Source organism: Pseudomonas sp. RIT288, from assembly GCF_000631985.1.
Lineage (GTDB): Bacteria > Pseudomonadota > Gammaproteobacteria > Pseudomonadales > Pseudomonadaceae > Aquipseudomonas.
Genome location: NZ_JFYN01000026.1, coordinates 1 through 26,973 on the forward strand (window position 1 = coordinate 1; position 26,973 = coordinate 26,973).

Genomic DNA, 26,973 nt, shown 5'->3' on the forward strand with positions numbered 1-26,973 from the left:
CTTCGGTGGCTGAAGGCGGCACTGTCACTTACACCGCCACCGTCGGCGCACCTGTCACCGGCTCGCCAGTGACCGTGACCCTGGCCAACGGCCAGACCATCACCATCGAAGTGGGTAAAACCACCGGCACCGTGACCACCACCGCGCCGAACGATGCGCTGAACGGTCACGAACCGCTGACTAACGCGATCACCGGCGTGAGCGGCGGCAACTACGAGAATCTGGTGGCCGACAAAACCCCGGTCAGCACCACCGTGACCGACACCGTTGACACCACCAACTTGACCCTGAGCGCTACCGGTACCGTGGCCGAGGGCGGTTCGATCGTCTACACCGCAACCCTGACCAATCCAGCCGGTACGCCGGTGACCGTGACGTTGAGCAACGGTGCAGTCATCACCATCGATGCCGGCAAAACCACCGGCACCGCGACCGTTCCAGCGCCAGCCGATGACGTCTACAAGGACGCCGGCAAGGTTGAAGTGACCATCAAGGATGCTGCGGGCGGCAACTTCGAGAACCTGGTGCCAAGCACTGTTCCGGCCGTCACCGAAGTCACCGACACCATCGATACCTCGACCGTCAAACTGACCGCCGATACCTCGGTGGCCGAAGGTGGCACCGTCACCTACACCGCTACGGTTGGCGCGCCAGTGACCGGCTCGCCCGTGGTCGTGACCCTGGCCAACGGTCAGACCATCACCATCGACATCGGCAAAACCACCGGCACCGTCACCACCACCGCACCGAACGATGCGCTGAACGGTCACGAACCGCTGAACAATTCGATCACCAATGTCAGCGGCGGCAACTACGAAAACCTCGTCGCCGACAAGACGCCGGTCAGCACCACCGTGACCGACACTGTCGACACCACCAACCTGTCGCTGAGCGCGACTCCGGCGGTGAACGAAGGCGGCCAGATCACCTACACCGCCACCCTGACCAACGCCGCCGGCACCCCGGTGACCGTGACGTTGAGCAATGGCGCGGTGATCACCATCGACGCCGGCAAAACTTCCGGAACCGTGACCGTCGATGCACCGAAGGATGACGTCTACAAGGACGCCGGCACCGTTGAAGCGACCATCAAGGGCGCGACCGGTGGCGACTTCGAAAACCTGGTCACCAGCAACACTCCGGCGGTGACCACCGTCAACGACACCATCGACACTTCCACCGTGTCGCTGACTGCCACCGCCAACGTCGCCGAAGGCGAGACCGTGGTCTACACCGCGAGCGTGACCGCACCGGTAACCGGCTCGCCAGTCGTCGTGACCCTGTCCAACGGCCAGACCATCACTATCGCCGTCGGTGAGACCACCGGCAGCGTGAACTTCATCGCGCCGAACAGCCCCTTGGCGGGCGGCAGCTCGTTGAGCGTCGCCATCGACAAGGTTGCCGGCGGCAACTATGAAAATCTGGTGGCCGACAAGACACCGGCGAACACCTCGGTGTCGGACACCGTCGACACCACCAACCTGAACCTGACCGCCAGCGACTCGGTGGCGGAAGGTGGTTCGATCGTTTACACCGCGACCCTGACCAACCCGGCCGGTACTCCGGTGACCGTGACGCTGTCCAACGGCGCGGTGATCACCATCGAAGCCGGTAAAACCACGGGCACCGTGACCGTTCCGGCACCTGCCGATGACGTGTACAAAGACGCCGGTAAAGTCGAAGCGACCATTTCGACTGCTACCGGTGGCAACTTCGAGAACCTGGTGCCGAGCACTGTTCCTGCAGTCACCAACGTCACCGACACCATTGATACCACCACGGTCAAACTGACCGCGACCGAGTCTGCTGCTGAAGGTGGCACCGTCACCTATACCGCGACCGTTGGTGCGCCGGTAACCGGTTCGCCAGTGACCGTCACTCTCGCCAACGGCCAGAACATCACCATCGAAGTGGGTAAAACCACTGGTACCGTCACCACCACCGCGCCGAACGATGCGTTGACCGGTCATGCTCCTCTGACCAACGCGATCACTAGCGTGACTGGCGGTAATTACGAGAATCTGGTCGCCGACAAGACGCCGGTTTCGACCAACGTCACCGACACCGTCGACACCACCAACCTGTCGCTCAGTGCGACCGGCACCGTGGCCGAGGGTGGCTCGATCGTCTACACCGCGACGCTGACCAACGCTGCAGGCTCGCCGGTTACCGTGACGTTGAGCAACGGCGCGGTGATCACCATCGACGCGGGCAAAACTGCAGGCACCGTGACTGTTCCTGCTCCGGCTGACGACGTGTACAAAGACGCAGGGAAAGTCGAAGCAACCATTTCCAGCGCCACCGGTGGCAACTTCGAAAACCTCGTCCCAAGCACTGTTCCTGCAGTGACCGAAGTCACCGACACCATCGACACCTCCACCGTGAAGCTCAGCGCCGATACTTCGGTGGCTGAAGGCGGCACCGTGACTTACACCGCGACCGTCGGTGCACCGGTCACCGGTTCGCCGGTTGTCGTGACCTTGGCCAACGGGCAGAACATCACCATCGAAGTCGGCAAAACCACCGGCACCGTAACTACCACCGCACCGAACGATGCGCTGACCGGGCATGCACCACTGACCAACTCGATTACCGGCGTGACCGGTGGCAATTACGAGAATCTAGTCGCCGACAAAACGCCGGTTTCGACCACCGTTACTGACACCGTCGACACCACCAACCTCTCGCTCAGTGCGACCGGCACCGTGGCCGAGGGTGGCTCGATCGTTTACACCGCGACCTTGACCAACGCCGCTGGCTCGCCAGTCACCGTGACCCTGTCGAACGGCGCCGTGATCACCATCGACGCCGGCAAAACCACCGGCACCGTGACTGTTCCGGCTCCGGCTGACGACGTTTACAAAGACGCCGGCACCGTTCAGGCAACCATCACCAACGCCACCGGCGGCAGCTTCGAAAACCTGGTGCCGAGCACCGCGCCAGCCGTGACCACCGTCACCGACACCATCGACACCACCACGGTCAAACTGACCGCGACCGAGTCTGCTGCTGAAGGCGGTACCGTCACCTATACCGCGACCGTTGGTGCACCGGTAACCGGTTCGCCAGTGACCGTCACTCTCGCCAACGGCCAGAACATCACCATCGAAGTGGGTAAAACCACTGGCACCGTAACTACCACCGCACCGAACGATGCACTGACCGGTCATGCTCCTCTGACCAACGCGATCACCGGCGTGACTGGCGGTAATTTCGAGAGCCTCGTTGCCGACAAGACTCCGGTCAATACCACGGTCACCGACACTGTCGACACCACCAACCTGTCGCTCAGTGCGACCGGCACCGTGGCCGAGGGTGGCTCGATCGTCTACACCGCGACCTTGACCAATGCGGCTGGCTCGCCAGTCACCGTGACGCTGTCGAACGGTGCTGTTATCACCATCGACGCCGGCAAAACCACCGGCACCGTGACCGTTCCTGCTCCGGCTGACGACGTGTACAAAGACGCAGGGAAAGTCGAAGCAACCATTTCCAGAGCCACCGGTGGCAACTTCGAAAACCTCGTCCCAAGCACTGTTCCTGCAGTGACCGAAGTCACCGACACCATCGACACCTCCACCGTGAAGCTCAGCGCCGATACTTCGGTGGCTGAAGGCGGCACCGTGACTTACACCGCGACCGTCGGTGCACCGGTCACCGGTTCGCCGGTTGTCGTGACCTTGGCCAACGGGCAGAACATCACCATCGAAGTCGGCAAGACCACTGGTTCGGTGACCACCACAGCACCGAACGATGCGCTGACCGGGCATGCACCGTTGACCAACGCGATCACCAACGTCAGCGGCGGCAACTACGAAAACCTCGTGGCCGACAAAACCCCGGTCAGCACCACCGTGACCGACACTGTCGACACCACCAACCTGTCGCTGTCCGCGACCGGCACCGTGGCTGAAGGCGGCTCGATTGTTTACACCGCGACGCTGACCAACGCTGCCGGCTCGCCGGTTACCGTGACATTGAGCAACGGCGCAGTGATCACCATCGACGCGGGCAAAACCACCGGCACCGTGACCGTTCCTGCTCCGGCTGACGATGTCTACAAAGACGCCGGCACCGTGCAGGCAACCATCACCAACGCCACCGGTGGCAACTTCGAAAACCTGGTACCAAGCACCACGCCAGCCGTGACCAGCGTCACCGACACCATTGACACCACTGGCGTGAAACTCACCGCCACTGGCAGCGTGGCCGAGGGTGGCACCGTCACCTACACCGCCACCGTCGGTGCGCCAGTCACCGGTTCGCCAGTCGTCGTGAACCTGGCCAACGGCCAGACGATCACCATCGACATCGGTAAAACCACCGGCACCGTGACCAGCATCGCACCAAACGATGCGCTGACCGGCCACGCTCCGTTGACCAACTCGATCACCAACGTGACCGGCGGCAATTACGAAAACCTCGTTGCCGACAAGACTCCGGTCAGCACCACTGTGACCGACACAGTCGACACCACCAACCTGTCGCTGAGCGCGCCCCCGACGGTGAGCGAGGGTGGCCAGATCACCTACACCGCGACCCTGAGCAACGCCGCCGGCTCGCCGTTGACCGTGACCCTGAGCAACGGCTCGGTGATCACCATCGACGCCGGCAAAACCACCGGCACCGTGACCGTTCCTGCCCCGGCTGACGATGTCTACAAAGACGCCGGCAGCGTGCAGGCGACCATCACCAACGCCAGCGGTGGCAGCTTCGAGAACCTGGTACCGAGCACCGCGCCAGCCGTAACCAGCGTCGCCGATACCATCGACACCACCACTGTCAGCATCACCGGCAGCACCTCGGTGACCGAAGGCCAGACCGCCAGCTACACCGTCAGCCTGACCCACCCGGCGCAAACCGACGTGACCCTTAAAATCGTCTACAGCGGCACCGCCGCCGACGGTTCGGACTTCACTGGCGTGTACACCGTGAAGATCCCGGCGGGCGCCAGCAGCGCGCAGTTCAACGTCGCGACCATCGACGACAAGATCACCGAAGGCACCGAGAACTTCGTGGTCAAGATCGACTCGGCCACCGGCGGCAACTTCGAGAACCTGGCCGTCAGCAGCACCAACGGCAGCGTCAGCACCTCGATCATCGACAACGATGCGCCACCGGTCATCGACCTGGATGCCAACAACTCCAGCGGCGCCACCGGTGCCGATTACAAGGTGACGTTCACTGAGAACACCCCGGGCGCTGGCGTGTCGATTGCCGACACTGACCTGACGATCACCGACCCGGACAGCACCATGCTGACCGGTGCGACTATCGTGCTGACCAACCGTCAGGACGGCGATGCACTGAACCTCGGCAACAGCGTCAACGGCATTACGATCAATGCCAACAGCACCAACGGCACCGTGACCCTGACCCTGTCGGGCAACGCGACGCTCGCCGACTACATGCAGGCGATCAAGAACATCAGCTTCACCAACAGCAGTGAAAACCCGAGCACCGTGCCGCGGATCATCACCGTGACCGTGACCGATGGCGGCAACTACTCCAACACCGCGACCACCACGGTCAACGTGGTGGCGGTCAACGATGCGCCGGTTGCCGCGCCGGTCAACGTCACCGGCACCGAAGACACGCCGCTGATCCTCGGCTGGTCGACTTTCGGTGTGACCGACGTCGACAGCCCGGCCAGCAGTCTGGGCATCAAAATCACCCAGCTGCCGGGCGAAGGCAAACTGCAGTATCTGGACGGTTCGACCTGGAAAGACGTCGCCAACAACCAGACCTTCAGCAAGGCTGACATCGACGCGGGCAAGCTGCGTTTCATGCCGGATGCCAACGAGTCGGGTGTCAACGGTTACGGCGGCAACGGCGTGGGCAACAACCAGGCCGACTACGCGCAGATCAAGTTCCAGCCAACCGACGGCCAACTGCTGGGCAACACCGGCACCGTGAAGATCGACATCACCCCTGTGGCGGATGCACCGACCGTGAGCGTGGCCGACAACAGCGTGAAGTCCACCGGACTGGTCAAGGAAGTCTGGACCGGTCTGCCGGGCCTGGGCACCGACGGCAGCGGCGCGAACTCGACCACCCTGAAAAACGTGATCGATGGTGCCGGCACCCCGAACTCCAGCACCAACGTGAACAACGTGCAGTCCGACGGCAGTGTGACCGCCGGTACCGCGTCGAAAACCTCGGGCCTGATCTATCTGGAAGCCGGAAAGACCTACAGCTTCAGCGGCGTGGCTGACGACAGCCTGCTGATCACCATTGGCGGCAAGAGCGTGGCGTCGGGTACCTGGGGCGCGGGTGGCACGATCAGTGGTTCGTTCACCCCGACCACCAGCGGCTACTACACCCTGGACATCTACCACCACAACCAGAGCGGCCCGGGCAGCTATGACGTGAACCTGTCGGTCAACGGCAGCACGCCAATCGACCTGAGCAGCGCCGGTGTGCCGATCTACACCGGCGTGCAGGATCTGGTGAATGCCGGCGTGACCGTCTCCGACCTGCATGGCAGCAACGGCGAAGGCTATTACGACGGCTACAAACTCAACACCGGCGCCGAAGGCACCACGGTGAAACTGTCGGCGATCAACACCGCGCTGACCGACACCGACGGCTCGGAAACCCTGAGCGTGAAGATCAGCGGCGCGCCGGTCGGCTCGGTACTCTCCGACGGGCATGGCCACAGCTTCACCGTGACCGCAAGCAACGGCGAAGCCAACGTCACCGGCTGGAGCCTCGGCAGCCTGACCGTGACTCCGCCGACCTACTACAACGGCCAGTTCAACCTGACCGTGACCTCGACCTCCACCGAGATGGTCGGCGGCTCGGCCAGCAGCACCGCGACGATTCCGGTCACCGTGGTACCGGCGGCGTACAACGCCGTGGTCGGTACCTCTGGCGATGACACCTTCAACGGCACCGATGGCAACGACATCATGGTTGCTGACATTGGCGGTCTGACCGTGGTGCCGGGTACCAACTACAACATCGCGTTCATGGTCGACAGCTCCGGCAGCATGAGCGCTTCGTCGCTCAACGCAGCCAAAGACTCGCTGACCTCGGTGTTCAACAGTCTCAAGCAGAGCCTGGGCGGCAGCAATTCGGGTACGGTGAACATCTTCCTGGTGGACTTCGATACCCAGGTCAACAAGTCGGTGTCGGTGAACCTCAACGACCCGAACGCGCTGACGCAACTCAAAGCCGTACTGGACTCGATGGCCTCCGGCGGCGGCACCAACTACGAGGACGTATTCAAGACCACGGCCAACTGGTTCCAGAGCGCCGACGCGGTGGCCAACACTGGCGCGAAGAACCTCACGTACTTCATCACCGACGGCCAGCCGACCTACTACCAGAGCGGCGAACAGACCAACCCGACGCTGTACGGCAACGTGAAGCTCGACGACGTGGTGAAAACCAGCAACTACAAGCCGGGCGACACCTTCAGCACCTACATCGACAATACCCACGCGTTGACGATCAACAGCGCCGGCACCGTGACCCTGCAAACCTACAATTCGTGGTGGGGCTGGAGCGGCACTAATCTGGGCACCATCCACGCGCAGGGCGACGGCACCTATGAGTTGTCGAATCTGGCGGGTACCGGTAACAGCACCAACTCGTCAACGACCAGTAACTCGACCAGTGGCTTTGCCCTGCTCAGCGGTCTGTCGAACGTCGAGGCTATCGGACTGAATAACGATGTCAGCCTCAACGACCTGAAACCCTACGACTCGGACAAGACGCCACAGACCAATATCGATCCGAAGGATCTGGCCAACTCCATTATCGGTCACACCGAAGCGACGATGCCGGGCAACGACACCGTCAGCGGTGGCGACGGCAACGACATCCTGTTCGGCGACCTGGTGAGCTTCAACGGCATTGCCGGTGAGGGTTATCAGGCGATGCAGGCGTTCGTTGCCAAGGAAACCGGGGTCGACGTCAGCAAGGTCACCACCAGCAACGTGCACCAGTACATCACCGAGCACTATCAGGCGTTCGATGTCTCCGGTGCGCATGACGGCAACGACACGCTGCTGGGTGGCGCAGGCAACGACATCCTGTTCGGTTCGGGCGGCAACGACCTGCTCGACGGCGGCAAAGGCAATGACATCCTGCTCGGCGGCACCGGCAACGACACGCTGATCGGCGGTAAGGGCAACGACATCCTGATCGGTGGTTCGGGTGCCGACACCTTCGTCTGGAAGGCGGGCGACACCGGCAATGACGTGATCAAGGACTTCAACGCCAACGAAGGCGACCGCATCGACCTGCGCGATCTGTTGCAGGGTGAAACCGGCAGCACCATCGACAACTTCCTGAAGATCACTACGGTTGATGGCACGTCGTCGCTGCAAGTCAGCTCGGCGGGCAAGTTCAACTCCGGCGACGCGGCAGCCGCCACGCCGGACGTGACGATCAAACTGGAAGGCAACAACTGGTCTAGCGCCAACATTCACAACTTGATTGCCGGCAGCGATCCGACCATCAAGGTCGACCACAACAACAGCTGATACGTGAACCAAACGGCCGCCCCTGGGGGCGGCCGTCACGTTTGCGGCTAACTCAGCGGTGACGATTTCGTCGCCACCCCGCATACTCGCGCGCAGTTGGCCTATGCTGCTGACAGCATGACGCTGGTTCTTTCTGAGGGATGCTCAATGTTTTACGTGCAACGCGATGCGCAGGGTCAGTTGATTCGCGTGGAAGCTGCGGCCTATGCCGAGGCCACGGAAACGCTGCCGGCCGACCACCATGACATCCAGGCCTGGTTCGCCAACGCGGCCGTGGAAAATAGCCTCAAACAGCTCAAGCAGAGCGACTTTGAAATGATTCGGGTACTCGACGACCTGATTCAGGTGCTGACCCAGAAGGGCGTGATCCGCGTCACCGACCTGCCGCCGGCGGCACAGGCCAAGCTGATGGATCGAACCCAGGCGCGTGAGGCGTTGGGCGGGTTGAGCCAGTTGATCGACGATGAAGAGACCGGGCTGATTTAAAAGCAAAAGATCGCAGCCTTCGGCAGCTCCTACATGGAACGCATTCCCCGGTAGGAGCAGCCGAAGGCTGCGATCTTTTTTGTTTTTAACGGCCCCTTCGCGAGCAGGCTCGCTCCCACATTTGAAATGCATTCCAATGTGGGAGCGAGCCTGCTCGCGAAGACGGCATCAATGACGCCGCCGTACTAAAAGTTTACTTCCAGGGCTTCGGCTCACCAAACAACTGCCCCTGCACCCCATACAAGCCCATCTCGCGAATCACCGACAACTCGCCTTCAGTCTCTACCCGCTCGGCAATCAACGGCAGATCGATGCTGTGCGCCGCACGCTGGATCGCCTCGATGAACAGGCGCTTGTCACTCTCCTGATCGATCGCCCGGATGTAACTGCCATCGATCTTCAGGTACGCAAGCCCCAGCCGCGCCAGGTTGCCGATCATGCTGAAGCGTCCACCAAAGCGCTGCAGGCTCAGGGAGAAACCGAGTTCACGCAGACGCCGAGTCAACTGCTCCAGCACCGCTTGCTCCGGCAATTGCTCCTCGCCGATCTCCAGCGTCAGGCGCTCGCCGAGGTCGGAGTGCGCACGCAGAATCTCGAACACTTTGTTCAGCGCCTGTGGATCGGCCAAGGTGGCCGAAGACAGGTTCAGCGCCAGCGAATCCTCATGCTCTTTCATCTGCTCCAGCACGCGTTCGAGCATCAGACGGTCCAGTCGCGCGGTCCAGCCAAAACGCTCGAGCCACGGCAGGAAACGCCCGGCCGGAATGGTCTGGCCCTGCTCATCCAGCAAGCGCGAAAGCACTTTGTAATGCAGCACCAGTTGTGTGTCCTGGGCGGCCACTACCGGCTGGAAGTACAGCTCGAAACACTGCTGGTTCAGCGCCTGATCAAGCAAGCGATGCCAGGCGTGGTGATCGTCACCGACGTCCGCCACCAGGCTCTGATCGATGCACGCCCAGTTCTGCTCGCCCTGCCCTTCGGCCTGCGCCAGCGCCTGATCGCCCAGGGTCAGTACCGCTTGCGGTGAATCACCGTGGGCAAACGGGGCGAGGCCAATGGAAGCCACGGCCGGCACATCGGTGGCGCCGGTGGCGTGCAGGCTGCTCAGCGCACTGTCGAGGTTCTGCGCCAGTTGCAGCGCTTCTTCGCGCACCAGCCCCGGCGCCAGCACAGCGAACTCACCGCCGCGAATGCGCGTCACGAGATTCTGGGTCTCCGGGTATTTGGCGCATTCGCGGGACAGTTGCTCGCCGACTGCTTTCAATAGTTCGTCGGTGCGCTGCCCGCCCAGGCGCTGGTTGAGCCCGGCCAGGTCCTTGACCCGCAACAGCAATAGATAACCGGAACTGGCCTGCTCCGGGTTGCTCACGCGGTTGTGCAGCTGCATCTCGAAATAGCGCCGGTTGGCAAGCCCCGTGAGGTTGTCCTGATAAGACTCGGCACGCAGTTTTTCACTGCGCTCGGCCTGCTCCTGGAACAGCGCCTTGAGCTTCTCGACCATCTGGTTCATCGCCTGCACCACGCGCCGCAGTTCCGGGGTACGCGGCAGGTCCGGCAGGCTGAGGAATTCGCGGCGAGCAATGGCGTGCGATTGTTTGACCATGTAATCGAGCGGGCGCAATTGCCGGCGCAGCAGCAGCGCACCAAGCACCGCACTGACCGCGCCACACAGTAGCAGCCAACCGAGGCTGCCCAACGCGCTCTGCCACAGTTTGGCCACAGCAAACATCGGGTGGCTGACCACCTCGACCCGCGCCGCCTGCTCCCAGCCACGGCTGACCAGTGCGTCGCCACCGGCAGGTTCGAGGCCGATCAGGTTGACGAACCAGTCGGGCACATTGCTGACCGCCGGAATCCCGCTGCGCTCGACGATGGTCTTGTCGGTCTTGAGATCGACCACGCGGATGCTCGCGTAATAGCCGCTGTCGAAAATCGAGCTGACCAGCAGCTCGACCATCGCCGGGTCGTCGATATTCGGCGTCAGCGACAACGCCAGCGCCGTCGCGGCGTCCTGGGCATGGGAGCGCAGCTGGTTGACGTACTGGGTGCGCGAGCTCTCCAGGCTGACCATGAAGCTGCCGGTGAAGGCGACCACCAGGAACAGACAGATAGCGATCAACAGCTGTTTGAACAAAGACATCTGAGCGCGTGCTCCTAGTTAGTCGTTTCGACCGGGAAACCTTCGGCCTGCATTTTTTTCAGCACATCCTGCCAGCGCGACAGGCGTTTGGTGTCACCGACCTTTTTGTTGCCCTTGGCTCCCGGCAGGTACAGGCCTTCAGCATTGAAAGAGTAGACCGGCAGCAAATCGGTTCGCTGGGACGCAGGCTGAATCGGATCAATCAGGCTGTCGAGCACCAGCGGCATGGCATCGGGGGTGGCGTAGTAAGTCAGGACCATGTGCGCGCGATTCTGGCGCAGTGCCTTGACGTAGGTGATGCGCAGCTTGTCACTGGAGACCCCGAGATGGCGCAGGCTGAAATACTTGGCGATCGCGTAGTCTTCACAATCGCCGGCGCCTTTCCACAACGCTTCGATGGGCGTCTCCCAATAATCGACCTGACCCCATAGATCGATATCTTCTACATAACGCACCTGTTTGTTGAAAAACAGGTTCACCACTTTGAGCTTTTCCATCTCGCTGACCTGTTTCTGCGTGGCCAGCAGGTTCTGCCACGCATCGATCCGCTGCTGCCCGGCACCCAATGGGCCGTACAGCGCCGTGGCTTTGCGGCTGATCGCGGAAAAATCCCAATCGGCATGCAGGCCGCCCAGCATGACGCCGGCCAGCAACAGTGCGCAGCCTAGCCAGCGCAGAGTCCGGGGGATCGCGAAACGTACCGCCACAGCAGGTTTCCAGGGGGGCAGGAAGGAAAGCGTTTGATGGTGAAGCTTAGCCCGGCAAAAAACAATGGCACCCTGAGATCATCCCCATCGCGCTAAACTTCATACAGGACAGTAATCCTTTACATCGTTTGACAACCTGTAGAGCAATCACTAGTGTCTTTGGATCCAAATTCCGTCGTCATTCAGGGTGAGTAGTTGTGACACAGAAGCCCAAACCGCTGCACAGCATCAAAGTCGACGGGCCGATTCCCGCACATCTCGCCCGCTCGATCATCGAAGAAACCCTGCGCTCGGCGATCCTTGACGGTCGCTTGCCGTGCGGCACCGCCCTGCGTCAGCAGGATCTGGCCGACCTGTTCGGGGTCAGCCGCATGCCGGTGCGCGAGGCTCTGCGCCAGCTCGAAGCGCAGGAACTGCTGAGCGTCACCACCCACAAGGGCGCCGTGGTTGCGCCGCTGATTCAGGGCGACGCCACCGAAACCTACGAGTTGCGGATCCTCCTGGAATCCGAGGCCATGCGCCAGTCGATCCCGTTGCTGACCAGCGCCGATCACGCGCTTGCCGCCAGATATATCGAAGAACTCGAAATCCAGCACGACTACAGCGAAATCGGTCGGCTCAATCGCCTGTTCCACATGGCTTTATACAGTAAGGCACCGAATCGACGTTTGCTGCGATTGGTCGAAGACGGCCTCAACGAGGAGGAGCGCTTCCTGCGGTTCAACCTCGAAGCCATGGGCCTGGGCAAATTGTCCCAGGAAGATCACCGCGCCATGCTCCAGGCCGTGATCGAGCGCGATGTCGAACTGTCGGTGAAGCTGCTCACACATCACCTCAACCGTGGTGTCGAGGTCATCACCCGCTATCTCGCCAGCCCCGCCGGACAAAACCGCAAGGCCGTTCGCTGATGCCCTCCACGCCGGTCTCATGCTCTCGCAATTGACCGGCGAATAACCCGCTTACAAATCCTCTCTGTGCATCCGCCGCAAACCTGCTGGCGGATCCGCCTGTTCGCTCTGACCTCCCTGCGCCGGTTCGCCCGGTATCGCACCTCGCCGCGGACGAATCGGTCATAGCCGTCCCGCCAATTTACCCGCACTCTTTAACGGCCAACCCATGAAGAACGGGCGACGCACCGCATCGCCGGCGCAGTCCCCGCACCAGGAACCTACGGAAGGAGCCTTGCCACGGGAAAAAGGGAAGTTACGGCGCCGTTTCCGGCCCACTTTCATTCCTATACATCACTTCAATCTCTATATCGGAAAGTTGCTTTGAGTGAGGCATTCACTCTTGTTTTCAATTTTGGCCTTTATTCGCCGAAAGGAGCAACTACGCCCAAATAAAACTCAACTCAATAGTTTTATCAGGCCAACTCATACTTAAAAAACAGACAACTAAAAATAATTAAAAATAAACTTGTTAAGTTATTTGACGATGTATTAGCTTTTCCTCGCCGAGCAGGTTAAACCCCGCAAAATCGGCACGGCTCCGCAGTCAGACAATAGTGTTGGCAAATAGTCGCCAACGCATAGCCCAGAGCCTCTTATGCATTTTGCAAACTTTCATTAATTCGAATGAGGCCAGCGCTCGCCAATAGAAAAACTTTCAGAACCGATCACTCAACGTTGATGCACCGAACGAGCAACTCCCTCTATTCCAATAACACCGAGGTTCGCCATGATGCCAACTAAAGAACAACTCGCCCTGAAAAAAGCGCAATTGAGCGTTCACCCGATCTTCACCGAGATCGATTCGTTATCGGTACTGCGCCGGTTCATGGAATCCCACGTCTTCGCCGTGTGGGATTTCATGTCGCTGACCAAGCGCCTGCAGCAGGAACTGACCTGTACGCGGCTGCCATGGCTACCGCCGCGCGACCCGCATGCCGCACGCCTGATCAATGAAATCGTGCTCGGCGAAGAGTCCGACGACCGTCCCGCTCACGGCCATTACAGCCATTTCGAGCTGTACCTGGACGCCATGCGTGAGGTCGGTGCGAGCACTACGGCGGTCGAACGGTTTGTCGCGCTGCAACAGGAAGGCGTGAGTTACGACGTCGCTCTGCAAAGCATCGAGGTTGATCCGGCAGCAGCAAAATTTGTGCGCGAGACGCTGCACACCGCGCTGCATGCGCCAGGCCATAGCGTCGCCGCCGCGTTCCTGCATGGTCGCGAGAGTGTGATTCCGCCGATGTTCCAGCGCATCCTCGATGACTGGGGGATCGGCATCGAACAGGCTCCGACTTTTCGCTATTACCTGGAACGCCACATCGAGGTCGACTCGGAAGATCACGGCCCGGCGGCGGAGCACCTGCTCGAGCGCCTGGTCGATGGCGATCCGCAGCGTGAAGCCGAGGTCTATGCCAGCGCCATCGCGGCGGTGGAAAGCCGCATCGCCCTGTGGGACGGCCTGCGCCTGAGCATGCGCGAACCCTTGGCGGAGGTGGCCCAATGAACGCCGCCGACTACCAATCTTTCGCCGACGCGTGGGAAACCCGCGCCACCATTCGCACCCGGCCACGGCGCGTGCTGGAAGACGATGAACGCCTGATCTACCCGCTGAGCCGCCAGCCCCTGGTGCTCAGCGAAACCTTCCTGCGCGAGTGCCCGCAACAACGGGATTTCGCCCTGGTGCAGACGCTGTACAAATTCATCAACGACGTGGTGATTTTCGAGACCGAAATCGTCGACCAGACCGCCCGCGCCATCGCCAAGAATCGTTTCTCCGTGCCGTTCCCGTTTGCCTGTCGCTACGACGCCATGACCGTGGTGGTGGACGAGGATTACCACGCGCTGGTGGCGATGGATTTCATGCAGCAGACCGTGGCCATGACCGGCATCGAGCCGATCGAACTGCCCACTGAAATCGAACTGAGCCGGGCGATTCCTGCCGCCGTGGCACTGGCACCCGAGCACCTGCGTAGCGCAGTGGAGCTGATCTGCGTGGCCATCGCCGAGAACACCGTGACCGGCGACGTCGCGGCGTTCGCCCGGGACGACACGGTCAAGCCATCGATCAAAGGGCTGATGGCCGATCACTTGCTCGACGAGGGCCGGCATTCCAGCTTCTGGGCGCGCATGGTGCGCATCTATTGGCACACCGCCAATGATGCGGACCGGGAAACCATCGCGCAGATCCTGCCGGTGTTCATCGGCCATTACCTGACCAACGACATCCAGAAGTCCTTCGATCTGCGCCTGATCGACGCCCTGCCGGTCAGCGAGGCAGTGCGCCGCTCGCTCAAGGACGAAATGGCCGGGCTGGCCTTCCCGATCAATCGCCACCATCCGCTGGTGGGCAACATCGTGCGTTTTTTCCACAGCAGCTCGCTGCTCGACACGCCCTGCGTGCAGCACGCCCTGCGTGACTATCTGGTTTGAGGAGGAGGCCGACATGAGACGTCTCGACATTTTATTGATTGGCGCCAGCCAGGCCATGACCGACCTGGCGCAGGAACTCGAACAACACGGTCACTCCTTGCGGCGCAGCGGCGCGGCGCAATCGACGGTGGATCTGATCATCGACGATGGCTTCATCGGCGCTGGCGATTTCTGCGCCATCCCGCACTTGCATCTGCGTCTGGGTATCGGGTCGCCGAGCCTTGGCGGTTTACCAACGCTCGACCTGCTGTGCTTCCTCGGCTCGTCACTGATCAGCCGTGTGCCGATTGGCGATGAGCCGTCCGGCAATGGTCAAGCCCTGCGTCAGCGAGTACTGACGCAGGTGGTCGACGAAGTCGCGTTGCTGGTCAGCCGCTTCTCGCGCGACGCCGAGTATTTTCAACAGGCATTGCCGGCCACGGCGCCGGACTTCGAACAGGTGGAAGACCTGTCGTTTCTCGACAGTCTGGCTTACGTCCATCGCCTCAACGCCACGACGCATCCGGTATTGTTGCAACAGGCGCAGACGCCGTTGATCGAACGCCTGCAACGCAGCCTGATCGAACACGCCGAGCGGCCGGCGCTGCACCTGGCCGAGCAGTCGCTCAGCTATCGCCAGTTACACGCGCACAGCCGTGCGATCCAGCAACGTCTGCAACCGTTGCTCGAACAGCATCCGCAGCCGTGGATCGTGGGTATCTGCCAGCCGAAAAGCCCGGCGCTGTTCGCCTCGATTCTGGCGGTGCTCGGCAGTGGCGCAGTGTATCTGCCGCTGGAGCCGAGCCATCCGTTGCAGCGCCAGCAATACATCCTGCAAAACGCCGGCGCGGTGTTGTTGCTGCACGACGGCGAGCATCCGCTCGGTGAGTCGATGCCCGGGCTGGATGTCAGTCGTATCGACAGTGCCGACGCCGATCTCGACCTGCCGTTGATGCGTCAGCGGCCGACGCTTGAAGCACCGTGCATGGCGCTCTACACCTCCGGCACCACCGGGCATCCGAAGGGCGTGCTGCTGAGCCAGGCGAACCTCGCACACTTCACCGCGTGGTATGCCGATTACGTGCAGTTGCGCGCCGAAAGTCGGGTCTTGCAGTTCTCCTCGCTGAGCTTCGACTCGTCGCTGATCGATATCTTCCCGAGCCTGCTGCAGGGCGCCGAGCTGGTGGTGCCGGATGACACGCAACGCCGCGATCCGCTGCAACTGGTGGCGTTGATCCGCCGTCGGCAACTGACCCACGCGTTCCTGCCGCCGGCGCTGCTGAGCATCCTGCCGCTGGAGCAACTGCAAGGTGTTGAGGTGATGACCGGTGGCGACGTCTGCGAGCCCTTCGTTATCGAGCAACTGACCCGTCAGGGCAAGCTGCACAACCTCTACGGCCCCACCGAAGCAACGGTGCTGATTACCGCTCGCCAGCTCAAACCGGGTGACAGCAACCGCACCCTCGGCGCACCGATTGCCAACAGTCAGGTGCTGATTCTCGATGACGATCTGCAACCGGTGCCGGAAAACACAGTCGGCGAATTGTTCATCGTCGGCCCCGGCGTCTGCCTCGGCTATCTGAACAATCCGCTACAGACCGCCGAACGCTATCTGAGCCTGCAACTGCCGCACGGCCAAACGTTGCGTGCTTACCGCAGCGGCGACATGGCCAAGTGGGGCGAACACGGTATCGAGCTGTGCGGACGGCGCGACAATCAGGTGAAGATCCGTGGCTTCCGGGTCGAGCCGGAAGAGATCGAGCGTTGCCTGCGCGAGAGCCAGTTGTACCGCCAGGTGGCGGTGGTGATCGACAGTCAGCGGCGAATTCTGGCGTTCCTTGCACAGCCGCAGTCGGACGCTGCCCGCGATCTCTTGAAGGCGCATGCCCAGCAGTTCCTGCCGGACTACATGCAACCGGTGGCGTGGACTGAACTGGCGCAGATGCCATTCGCCAGCAACGGCAAGGTCGACCGCAAGGCGTTGCTGGCGCTGCCGGTGAGCGTGCAGGACTGCGGCCCGAAATGCCTGCCGGCAAACGCTGACGAAGCGTTGCTGCTGGAGATCTGGGCGGAACTGCTGGAGCTGCCGAGCAGCGATATTTCCACCGACGAAAGCTTCTTCAATCTCGGTGGGCACTCGATTCTGCTCTCGCGGATGTTACTGCGCTTGCGTGAGGAATTCGGACGCAGCATCTCGATCAACCGCTTCATCGAATTGCCGACCATCATCAAACTCGCGACGCTGGTGCGCGGTACCGATGACAGCGCAGTGCTCAGCGCCCAGGCCATGGCCGACTCCGAGCGCCCACTGGACATCGAGCCGCTGCCGATCAGTCGCCTGGGCGATGTGCACAAGGTGATCGTCACGGGTGCCAACAGCTTTGTCGGCGTGCACATCGTCGAAGCGCTGCTTGGTTGGGGCGCCAGCGAGGTGGCGTGTCTGGTGCGTGACGGCGGCGGGCAAACGGCGGCGCAGCGTTTTGCCCAGGCGTTGCGCGAGAACCGTCTCGAGCATCTGGATCTGACTCGGGTGCGAATCTACTCCGCGGACCTCACCCGCCCGCAACTGGGCCTGGCCGACGACGATTATCAGCGCCTGGATCGCGAGTTCGGCGCACTGGTGCACAACGCTGCCAACGTCAATCACGTGCTCGATTACGAGTCGCTGGCCGCGGATAACGTCGAGCCGATTTTCGAGCTGCTGCGCCTCTGTGAAGGGCGCAGCAAAAAGGTCTTCAACTTTGTCTCGACGCTGTCCGCTTCCAGCACCGTCGATAGCGAAGGCCGAGTGCTCGAGTTGCCCGCCGCAGCGACCCCGCCGATCTACATCCGCAACGGCTACAACCTGTCGAAATGGGTCGGCGAACGCATTCTCGAACGGGCCCGCGAGCGCGGGGTGTGGGTCAACCTGTATCGCCCCGGCAACATCAGTTTCAACAGCCTGAGCGGTGTCTGCCAGCCGCACAAAAACCGTTTGATGCTGATGCTCAAAGGTTCGATCCAGCTCGGTCAGGTGCCGGCCTTTGCGCTGAATTTCGACCTGATGCCGGTGGACTTTCTCGCCCGCTTCATCGCCTTCCACGCCAGCCGTTATTCGACCGAGCGCGCGGTGTTCAACCTGCACAACCCCGAACCGCTGAGTTGGGATGCCTACGTCGCTTCGTTCCGCGAAACCGGCAGCGAATTCTCGCTGGTCAGCGTCGCCGACTGGCAGCAGCAACTGGGTCGGGTCGACGCCGACAACGCGCTGTTCGGCGTGCTCGGTTTCTACCTCAACGGCTTCGAGGAGGACATCGGCGACATCTCCCTGATCGGCCACGCCAACGCTGAAGCCGGTGTGCAACAGATGGGCGCGCACTACCCGGAAAAATCCCCGGCACTGCTGCGTCGCGGCTGCGATTACCTGAAACAGATCAACTTCATTTAGTTCACCCAAAAGGAGCAACACCATGAGCAATCTGCAACCCGACACCCTGATCAAAAACCCGCACGGCTGCCACGTTGTGTCGTCGGTGGAAGTGCCGGCGGACGCGGCGCAGGTCTGGGCGGTGGTCGGCAATTTCGCTGGCTTCGACCGCTTTATTCCGGCGCTGTCGCACATCGAAATGACTGGCGAAGGTGTGTCCTCGCTGCGCAAGAAATTCTTCAAGGACGGCAACGTGGTGGTCGAACAACTCAACTCCCGCGATGAGCAGGTGCGCGCCATGACCTGGACCACGATCTACAACACCTTGGGTGTGGCGAATCTGTGGGCGGCGATGAACGTGGAATCATTGGGAGCGGGGAAGTCGCGGGCGACCTGGACGATCATTGCCGAGCCGGCCAGCGGAGGTGACGAGGCACTGCCGGGGTTCAAGGATTTCGTGCAGGGGTTTGCCGATGATGCGATGGGGAATGTGCTGAAGCTGTTTGTCTAAAGTTTCGGCTTTGCGGTGATTGTCAGACCGCTTTCGCGAGCAGGCTCGCTCCCACATTTTGATTGCATTCCTTCTGTAGGAACGCGGTCAATTTGTGGGAGCGAGCCTGCTCGCGAATAACGATAACGCAGTCTCCAATCTGAAAATCAGATCTTGAAACTGTCGACCAACTGCTTCAACCGATTCGCCTGCTGCGACAGCGCATCACAGTCCTTCAATGTTTCATTGAGGTTGGCGACGCTCTGCTGGTTCAGCAGGTTGATCTGGTTGACGTCGACGTTGAGGGTTTCCACCACCGCCGTCTGCTCTTCGGTTGCTGCGGCCACCGACTGGTTCATGCCGTCGATTTCGCCGATGCGCTGGGTCACGCTGACCAGGCGCAGGCCGGCCTGGTTGGCCACTTCAACGCTCTCTTCGCTGGACGCCTGACTGGCGTTCATGGTGGTCACCGCTTCACGCGAACCGACCTGCAAGGAGGTGATCATCTTGTGGATCTCTTCCGCCGATTCCTGAGTGCGATGGGCGAGGTTGCGCACTTCGTCCGCCACCACCGCAAAACCGCGTCCGGCTTCACCGGCACGTGCCGCTTCGATGGCCGCGTTGAGCGCCAGCAGGTTGGTCTGCTGCGAGATGCCTTTGATCACATCGAGGATGTGGCCGATGTTGTCGGTGCTGGCATTCAGGGTTTCGATCTGGGTGCACGACAGGCTGATCTTCTGCGACAGCTCGGTCATCGCCTGAATGGTCTGCTCGACCACCTGACGACCGTCATCGGCCTGCTCGCTGGCGCCGCTGGCGTGCTGCGAAGCATCGGCGGCGTTGCGGGCGATTTCCTGAGTGGCGGCGCCCAACTGGTTGATCGCCGCGGCGACACTGTTGGTGCGGGCGCTTTGTTCGTCGGAGCCGATGATCGAGGCGTTGGACGAGGCCATCACACGTTGCGACAGGTCGTGTACATGACGGGTGGCCGAAGACACTTCGGAAATCGACGCGTGAATGCGCTCGACGAACTGGTTGAACGAGCTGCCCAGTTCGGCGAACTCATCCTTGCCTTCCACGACCAGACGCCGGGTCAGGTCGCCTTCGCCTTGAGCAATGTCCTGCATCGCGCGGCCCATGGTGGTCAGCGGACGCATCAGGACGTTGATCAGCAGGCTCAGCAGCAGCGCAATCGCAGCGACCGCGACGAACATCGCAATCAGCGCCGAAGTCCGGAACTGGCTGAGGGCGGCGTAGGCCTTGTCACGATCGATCGACAGCCCGATGTACCAGTCGGCATTCGGCAAACCGCTGACCGGGGTGAACGACAGGATACGTTCCTGACCGTTGAGCACCACGTTCTGGTTGCCCTTCTCGATGCGCACGCCGGAATTCGGGTAGATGTCCTTGAGGTTCTTCATCACCTGGTCTTTGTCCGGGCTGACGATCACTTGGCCGTCACCGCTGACCAGGAACGCGTGGCCAAGGCCACCGAAGTCCACCGAGTTTATGATCTTCACCAGCGTTTCCAGGCTCAGGTCTCCACCGACCACACCCAGCAGTTCGCCATTCTTTTTCACCGGCATGGCGATGGTCACCACCAGACCACCGACCGCCGCCATGTACGGCGGGGTCAACATGGTTTTGTCAGCAATCACTGCTTGCTTGTACCAAGGGCGCTGACGCGGGTCGTAGCCGTCCGGCATCTTCGCGTCAGGGCGCTGGGTGAACACCCCGTTGGCCTGACCGACGTAGGTGAACTGGAAGTTCGAGGTGAAGGCCGGTTGATCGACCAGCCCTGGGAAGTCGGCGTCCTTGCCCTGATGGGCAACGTTTTGCGCGAGGTTTTCCAGCACCAGAATTCGCCCGCTCATCCAGTTCTGCACGCTGCTGGCGGTCAGATCGCCGGCCTGTTGCACGGACGACTGGAGGTTCTGGCGAATGGTATTTCGCTGCAGATAGTCGTTGTAGAGGGTGAACAAAGCGAAAGCCAGGACCACGACGCCCGAGGCGGCCAACAGGATTTTATGGCTGAACTTGAGATTCATTTCATGGGACTTCTTATGCAAAAGTGGGGATGCGTTCCGGGATGCAACATTCCATGTACAGCGCAGGCGGCGTTCTGACGGCCGCTCTACTTTGGTGCACGCATGTCTCACCAGTCTGTCGGCACCATCCGCGGAAATCTTAGGCCTGCGTGGGAAATGCCCGGCATTTCTGTCAGATTCCCGCCGAACGGCGTGCCAGAGCGTTCGCCACGAAGTTTTTTTGCTGGATATCCGAGCGGAGGTTGCAAAATTCGCGGCCCTTGATAAAAATGCGACTAATTATCATTTGTGACGTTCGGGCTGTCGCGTTCATGTCCTCACCTGAGTTTGCAGTGCAGGCGCTTTACAGTAGTCATCACAGCTGGCTCAACGCCTGGCTGCGGGCGCGGCTGGGCAACGCCGCGGATGCCGCGGATCTGGCCCAGGACACCTTCGTCCGTCTGTTGCAGCGCAGCGAACGTCTTGAACTCAAGGCGCCTCGCGCATTTTTACGCACCATCGCCCGGGGTCTGGTGATCGACCATTGGCGTCGTGAAGAAATCGAACGCGCCTATCTCGAAACCATCGCCCACTTGCCCGAAGCCGAAACCCCGAGCGCCGAAGCCCGCGCGTTGGTGATCGAGTTGCTTGAGAGCGTCGCGCGCATGCTCGAAGGCTTGCGGCCGAAAGTCCGTCAGGCGTTTCTGCTGGCGCAGTGCGAAGGTTTGACTCACAAGCAGATCGCCGCGCAGATGGGTTTGTCCCTGCGCTCAGTCGAACGCTACGTCGCCGATGCGCTGTATCACTGCTACGTGTTGCGGTACGAAGCCTGATGCCTGCGGACAACAACTCAGCCGGGCGCCGCACCGAGCCGCAACAACAGGTGGTCAAGCAAGCCATCCACTGGTTGCTGCGGCTGCGCAACAACCATGGCAATGCGCGCCTGAGTCATCAGTGCGACGCGTGGCGCGCCGAGCATCATGAACATGAACTGGCGTGGCAGCGCGTGCAGTCGCTGCAGGCGGAATTGAGCCATAACCTGCGCACCGTGCCCGGCGCGCAGGTGGCATTCAATACGCTGGAAAACAGTGCGCAAGGGTTGGGGCGGCGACAAGCCTTGAAGCTGCTGTCTGGCGCGGTGCTGATGGGCTCCGCGGCATGGCTGGCCAAGGACACCTCCATCTGGCAGCAGTGGCGCGCTGATTACGCTACGGCGACCGGTGAACGCCGCAGCTTCCAGTTGCCCGACGGCACGCGGATCGAGCTGAACACTGCCAGCGCAGTGGATCTGGATTACACCCCGCAACAGCGGCTGATCAAACTCACCCGTGGTGAAATCATCGTCACGTGCGGCGGTAACGATGAAGGCGCGGCGTTCAACCGGCCACTTCGCGTGCAAAGTCGTCATGGCATTTATGAGCCGATAAAAGCCCGCTTCATCCTGCGTCAGGACAGCGATTGCACGCGGCTGACTGTCAGCTCAGGGAGCGTCGCCATCCGCAGCGGCGCAACCTCGGTCGAGGCGCTCGCCGGGCAGACCTATCTGATTGATCACCATCAGGTGCGCCCGGCACTGCCACTGAGTATGGAGGCGGGTGCGTGGGTCGACGGTTTGATCGTCACTCGCAACATGCGCCTGGGCGATTTTCTCAACGAGGTCGGGCGTTATCGGCAGGGCTTCGTGACGTGTGCGTCGGCCGTGGCTGATTTGCGCCTGTCCGGGGTGTTCCGCCTGGAGGACACCGACAAGTTGTTGGCCATCCTGCCGCAGACTTTGCCGGTGCAATTGCGTTATCGCACCCGGTGGTGGGTAACGCTCGAGGCGGTGGCCTGAAATTATTCTGGCGGGTTTTCGCAACGAGTCCGGCTTGGTCAGTAAGCACTTCAACTCAGCCTTTGTGACTGACCACGGAAACCGACAATGACTGTCCGCCTCACCTGTAAGAACCCGCTGAATTTCAATGACGAATCGGGCCTGCTGCGCCACGCGATTCGCGCCGCCCTGCTGTCCACCGTTCTGGGCGCCAGTGCGCTGCCCGGCGTGAGCCTCGCCGCCACTGCCAGTGAAGCGAGCAGTCATCGCTACAACATCGGCGCCGGCCCGTTGGGTGAAGCGTTGAACCAGTTTGCGCGCGAGGCGGGCATCACCTTGTCGATGACCCCACAGCAAACGCAGGGGCGGCAGTCTCCGGGCGTACAGGGCGAATATTCAACCGATCAGGCGTTGAGCCATTTGCTGGGCGGTTCGGGTCTGGAAGCGCTTAGCCAGGACGGCAGCAGCTACATCCTGCATTCAGTCAGCGAGAGCGCCGCACTGGCACTGCCGACCACCGATATCAAAGGCTTCGCCCTCGGTAACGCGCTGGGCAGCATGGAAGGCTACAACGCCACCCACAGCCAGATCGCCACCAAGACCAGTACCGCGCTGCTGGAAACTTCGCAAAGCGTGTCCGTGGTCACTCGCGAGCAAATGGACGACCAAGGCTCGCAGACCGTCTCCCAGGCGATGCGCTATACCCCCGGCGTGCTGACCAACCCTTACGGGGCGACCCATCGCTACGACTATGTGGCGATGCGCGGTTTCAACGATGGCTCGGTGGACAACATTTACCTCGACGGTCTCAAGTCGATGGGCGACAGCGGAACCTACAGCACCATGCAGGTCGATCCGTATTTCCTTGAGCGCGTGGATATTCTCAAAGGCCCATCGTCGGTGTTGTACGGTCGCAGTTCGCCCGGTGGACTGGTGGCGCTGACCAGCAAAAAGCCGTTGTACGAGGCCTATCATCAGGTTCAGGCCACGGTCGGTACCCAAGGTCAGCGCGGGGTCGGTTTTGACTTCAGCGGCCCGGTCGATGACGACAAGCGCATTGCCTATCGTCTGACCGGTTTGACGGATCAGTCCGACACACAATTCGACCACAACAAGGACAAACGCTTCGCCCTCGCCCCGACCCTGAGCATTGATTTCACTGAAGACACCTCGCTGACGCTGCAGGCGTATCTGCAACATGATCCGGATGGCGGCTACCACGGCGGCGTGCCGGCGGACGGGACGATTCATCAGCGCAACGGCAATCGCATCTCGCCGCACTTCTTCGAGGGCGAGCCGGGGATTGATGGCTACTCGCGGGATCAGCAATCGTTCGGCTATCAGTTCGAACATCGCTTCAACGATGTCTTCACAGCGCGGCAGAACTTCCGCTACCTCGACTCCAAAGTGAACATGGATCAGGTTTACGCCTATGGCTGGACGACGCCAACCAGCAATGAACTGAACCGCTACTACACCGGCGGCGATGAACGTCTGCATGCGTTCATCGTCGACAACATGCTGCAGGCCGAATTCTTCACCGGGGCTACCAAGCACACCGTGTTGATGGGTGCGGACTATCAGCGGCGCAAAACGGTGGTCGACTGGACCAGCGGCGGTCTGGCGCCGATCAATGCGTTCAACCCGGTATACGGCAACTCAGCGATCGATATGTACGGCGACACCAGTTACCTGCGCCGCCTGGAGCAGACCGGCGTGTACTTGCAGGACCTGATCGAGATGGACCAGTGGCGCTTCTCGCTGGGCCTGCGTCAGGACTGGGTCGAGACCTCCGATGAGAACCGCATCGCCGAAGCAGGACGCCCAGTGGGCACCGAAATCAATGACCGCCGCACCAAACTGACCGGCCGCGCTGGCGCGTTGTATCTGTTCGATAACGGCCTGGCGCCGTACATCAGCTACTCCGAGTCGTTTAACCCGAACTCGTATGCCGACAGCGCCGGCAATCCTCTGCCGCCAACTGACGGGACGCAATGGGAAGTCGGCCTGAAGTACCAGCCGCCGGGCACCGACAATCTGTTCACCGCCTCGCTGTTCCGCATAGATCAGGAGAACCTGGCGACCAAGCTGCCGCAGGAAAACTTCTACCGAGCTGTAGGCGCTGTCCGTTCCCAAGGGCTGGAACTGGAAGCGCACATGCAGTTGACCGATAACCTGAAAGTACTCGGCAGCTACACCTTCACCGATATCGAGTATTCGAAGTCGATGGTCAGCACCTTGAGCACGCCGACCGATGTGATCGAGAACAAAGGCAACTCGCCGACCCAGGCACCGCGGCACATGGCGTCGTTGTGGGCGGACTACAAATTCGACAGCTCGGCACTCGACGGCCTGCGTCTGGGTGGTGGTGTGCGTTATGTCGGTTATAGCTGGGCGGACGCGGAAAACACGCTGAAGGTGCCTTCCTACACCTTGTTCGACGCATCCATCGGTTATGACCTGGGCAAGATCGGCTTGAAGGGTGTCGACGTGCGCCTGAACGCGAACAACCTGACCAACGAATCCTATGTGGCGTCCTGCGCCAGTCTGAACTTCTGCTACATGGGCGAAGAGCGCAACGTCGCCGCCACGGTCAGCTACCAGTTCTAAGCCTTTGCCTTGTGCATAAAAAAGCCAGCCCCTGATTTCTCGGGGGGCTGGCTTTGTCGTCTTTGTGGGGAAATTTCATGCGCGCATTATTGGTGTTATTGCATCGCTATATCGGGCTGGCGACGGCGGTGTTTTTGCTGCTGGCCGGGATCACCGGGAGCATTCTCGCGTTCAATCATGAGCTGGATGAGTGGCTGAATCCGCAATTCTATGCGGCCTCCACCGAGGGTCAGCGATTGCCTCCAGGGGCGTTGGTCGATGCTGTGCAAACCACGCATCCGAAGCTGCAGGTCTGGTACATGGAGTATCCGGACGAATTGGGGCATACCGCGCTATTGGCAGCTGTTCCACGTAACGATCCGGCGACGGGCAAACCATTTGATGAGCGCAATCAAGTGTTCTACCTGGACCCGGTGAGTGCCGAGCAGAAAGGGCAACGTTACTGGGGCGAGTGCTGCTTTTCCCGGGAGAACTTCATTCCGTTCATTCTCGAGTTTCATTACAACCTGACCCTGCCAGGTAACTGGGGCTTGTGGTTGATGGGTCTGGTGGCGTGCGCTTGGGTGATCGATTGTTTTATCGCTTTGTGGCTGACATTTCCTCGTGGCAAACCGTTCTGGAGGAAGTGGTCGACGGCCTGGAAGATCAAGGGCGGGCACGCTTATCGGCTCAACTTCGATCTGCATCGTGCGGGGGGACTATGGCTGTGGTTGTTGTTGCTACCGATTGCGGTCAGCAGTGTCGCGATGAATTTGCCGAGCCAGGTGTTCAAACCGACGGTGTCGTTGTTTTCGCCGATTGAGCCGAGCGTTTATGAAGCCCGAGGACGAATGCCTCCTTCCGATTTGGGGATGACGCGGTTGAGTTATCAACAGGCGTACGAAAGGGCATTGCAGGAGGGGAAAAGACTAGGACTGACAGTGGCGATCGGAGAGTTGTATTACAGCTTTGAGTACAACTTCTACGGTGCAGGATTCGGGCAACACGACACTCAAGCGCATGGCAAATCCTGGTTGTTCTTTCACGGCACGGACGGACGATTATTAGGGCAGGAAATCGCTGGAGAAGGGACATTGGGGGAGCGGTTTTATCGATTGCAGTTACCGATACATGGCGGGCGGATCATAGGCTTTACCGGGCAGGTGCTGATCGCGGTATTGGGTGTTGTGATTGCGGGACTGTCAGGGACTGGCGTCTATATCTGGTGGCGTAAGTGGCAAGCCAGGCGCATCAGCAAAGCTCGTAAAACGGCCTGACGTTCGGGAGCCCTGAAACGACAAAACCCCTGTCTGCGTTAGCAGACAGGGGTTCTGGAATTTAATCTTGACGATGACCTACTCTCACATGGGGAAACCCCACACTACCATCGGCGATGCATCGTTTCACTTCTGAGTTCGGGATGGGATCAGGTGGTTCCAACGCTCTATGGTCGTCAAGAAATTC

Annotated in this window: 13 protein-coding genes, 1 rRNA gene and 1 pseudogene; 11 read left to right on the forward strand and 4 right to left on the reverse strand. The window is 60.9% G+C overall.

What is annotated here, in order from left to right; all coding sequences use genetic code 11:
* Together BW33_RS18400 and BW33_RS18405 are read left to right on the forward strand one after the other, a co-directional pair.
* Nucleotides 1-8,492: pseudogene (locus tag BW33_RS18400) on the forward strand (LapA family giant adhesin); the annotation flags it as partial.
* A 147-nt stretch (nt 8,493-8,639) separates the two neighbouring features.
* Nucleotides 8,640-8,978 (forward strand): hypothetical protein, encoded by a 339-nt coding sequence (locus BW33_RS18405; protein WP_047600347.1) that lies wholly within the window; start codon nt 8,640-8,642, stop codon nt 8,976-8,978.
* A 193-nt stretch (nt 8,979-9,171) separates the two neighbouring features.
* Here the strand turns inward: BW33_RS18405 and lapD are convergent, their stop codons facing one another.
* On the reverse strand, nt 9,172-11,118 hold the full coding sequence (gene lapD, locus BW33_RS18410) for a cyclic di-GMP receptor LapD (RefSeq protein ID WP_047600348.1): 1,947 nt from the start codon (nt 11,116-11,118) through the stop codon (nt 9,172-9,174).
* A 14-nt stretch (nt 11,119-11,132) separates the two neighbouring features.
* Nucleotides 11,133-11,825, reverse strand: a complete 693-nt coding sequence (gene lapG / locus BW33_RS18415) for a cysteine protease LapG (protein WP_007962016.1) — start codon at nt 11,823-11,825, stop codon at nt 11,133-11,135.
* A gap of 197 nt (nt 11,826-12,022) precedes the next feature.
* Between lapG and BW33_RS18420 the strand changes: the two genes are divergently transcribed.
* The 5 genes from BW33_RS18420 (at nt 12,023) to BW33_RS18440 (ending at nt 19,101) form a co-directional block, all read left to right on the forward strand.
* Nucleotides 12,023-12,733: a GntR family transcriptional regulator gene (locus BW33_RS18420; RefSeq protein WP_047600349.1), complete on the forward strand. Its 711-nt coding sequence runs from the start codon at nt 12,023-12,025 to the stop codon at nt 12,731-12,733.
* A gap of 769 nt (nt 12,734-13,502) precedes the next feature.
* The gene (locus tag BW33_RS18425) at nt 13,503-14,279 is read left to right on the forward strand and encodes a DUF3050 domain-containing protein (RefSeq protein WP_047600350.1); all 777 of its coding nucleotides are present in this window, start codon (nt 13,503-13,505) and stop codon (nt 14,277-14,279) included.
* Nucleotides 14,276-15,205, forward strand: a complete 930-nt coding sequence (locus tag BW33_RS18430) for a diiron oxygenase (protein WP_047600351.1) — start codon at nt 14,276-14,278, stop codon at nt 15,203-15,205. Before BW33_RS18425 ends, BW33_RS18430 begins: the two co-directional genes overlap by 4 nt.
* A 13-nt stretch (nt 15,206-15,218) precedes the next feature.
* Nucleotides 15,219-18,611, forward strand: coding sequence for an amino acid adenylation domain-containing protein (locus tag BW33_RS18435; RefSeq protein ID WP_047600352.1), 3,393 nt, complete (start codon nt 15,219-15,221; stop codon nt 18,609-18,611).
* Nucleotides 18,612-18,633: 22 nt separating this feature from the next.
* Nucleotides 18,634-19,101, forward strand: coding sequence for an SRPBCC family protein (locus BW33_RS18440; RefSeq protein WP_047600353.1), 468 nt, complete (start codon nt 18,634-18,636; stop codon nt 19,099-19,101).
* Nucleotides 19,102-19,247: 146 nt separating this feature from the next.
* Here the strand turns inward: BW33_RS18440 and BW33_RS18445 are convergent, their stop codons facing one another.
* The gene (locus tag BW33_RS18445) at nt 19,248-21,128 is read right to left on the reverse strand and encodes a methyl-accepting chemotaxis protein (protein WP_047600354.1); all 1,881 of its coding nucleotides are present in this window, start codon (nt 21,126-21,128) and stop codon (nt 19,248-19,250) included.
* Nucleotides 21,129-21,439: 311 nt separating this feature from the next.
* On the opposite strand from BW33_RS18445, the gene BW33_RS18450 reads away from it, so the two are divergent.
* From BW33_RS18450 to BW33_RS18465, 4 genes are all read left to right on the forward strand, one after another.
* A complete protein-coding gene (locus BW33_RS18450; protein WP_047600355.1) occupies nt 21,440-21,940 on the forward strand; it encodes a sigma-70 family RNA polymerase sigma factor in 501 nt (166 codons plus the stop codon).
* Nucleotides 21,940-22,941 carry a FecR domain-containing protein gene (locus BW33_RS18455; RefSeq protein WP_047600356.1) on the forward strand — a complete coding sequence of 334 codons (1,002 nt, stop codon included), beginning with the start codon at nt 21,940-21,942 and terminating at the stop codon, nt 22,939-22,941. Before BW33_RS18450 ends, BW33_RS18455 begins: the two co-directional genes overlap by 1 nt.
* 87 nt (nt 22,942-23,028) lie before the next feature.
* Nucleotides 23,029-25,530 carry a TonB-dependent siderophore receptor gene (locus BW33_RS18460; protein ID WP_047600357.1) on the forward strand — a complete coding sequence of 834 codons (2,502 nt, stop codon included), beginning with the start codon at nt 23,029-23,031 and terminating at the stop codon, nt 25,528-25,530.
* A 77-nt stretch (nt 25,531-25,607) separates the two neighbouring features.
* Nucleotides 25,608-26,786: a PepSY-associated TM helix domain-containing protein gene (locus BW33_RS18465; protein WP_047600358.1), complete on the forward strand. Its 1,179-nt coding sequence runs from the start codon at nt 25,608-25,610 to the stop codon at nt 26,784-26,786.
* 65 nt (nt 26,787-26,851) lie between these two features.
* Here BW33_RS18465 and rrf read toward each other — a convergent pair.
* Nucleotides 26,852-26,967, reverse strand: a 5S ribosomal RNA gene (gene rrf / locus BW33_RS18470).
* Between the last annotated feature and the right edge of the window lie 6 nt (nt 26,968-26,973).

Coding starts and splice junctions, on each gene's coding strand:
- BW33_RS18430 (WP_047600351.1), top strand. CDS start 14,276: ATGAACGCCGCCGACTACCAATCTTTCGCCGACGCGTGGGAAACCCGC.
- BW33_RS18445 (WP_047600354.1), bottom strand. CDS start 21,128: ATGAATCTCAAGTTCAGCCATAAAATCCTGTTGGCCGCCTCGGGCGTC.
- BW33_RS18460 (WP_047600357.1), top strand. CDS start 23,029: ATGACTGTCCGCCTCACCTGTAAGAACCCGCTGAATTTCAATGACGAA.
- BW33_RS18440 (WP_047600353.1), top strand. CDS start 18,634: ATGAGCAATCTGCAACCCGACACCCTGATCAAAAACCCGCACGGCTGC.
- BW33_RS18425 (WP_047600350.1), top strand. CDS start 13,503: ATGATGCCAACTAAAGAACAACTCGCCCTGAAAAAAGCGCAATTGAGC.
- BW33_RS18465 (WP_047600358.1), top strand. CDS start 25,608: ATGCGCGCATTATTGGTGTTATTGCATCGCTATATCGGGCTGGCGACG.
- lapD (WP_047600348.1), bottom strand. CDS start 11,118: ATGTCTTTGTTCAAACAGCTGTTGATCGCTATCTGTCTGTTCCTGGTG.
- BW33_RS18450 (WP_047600355.1), top strand. CDS start 21,440: ATGTCCTCACCTGAGTTTGCAGTGCAGGCGCTTTACAGTAGTCATCAC.
- BW33_RS18455 (WP_047600356.1), top strand. CDS start 21,940: ATGCCTGCGGACAACAACTCAGCCGGGCGCCGCACCGAGCCGCAACAA.
- BW33_RS18435 (WP_047600352.1), top strand. CDS start 15,219: ATGAGACGTCTCGACATTTTATTGATTGGCGCCAGCCAGGCCATGACC.
- BW33_RS18405 (WP_047600347.1), top strand. CDS start 8,640: ATGTTTTACGTGCAACGCGATGCGCAGGGTCAGTTGATTCGCGTGGAA.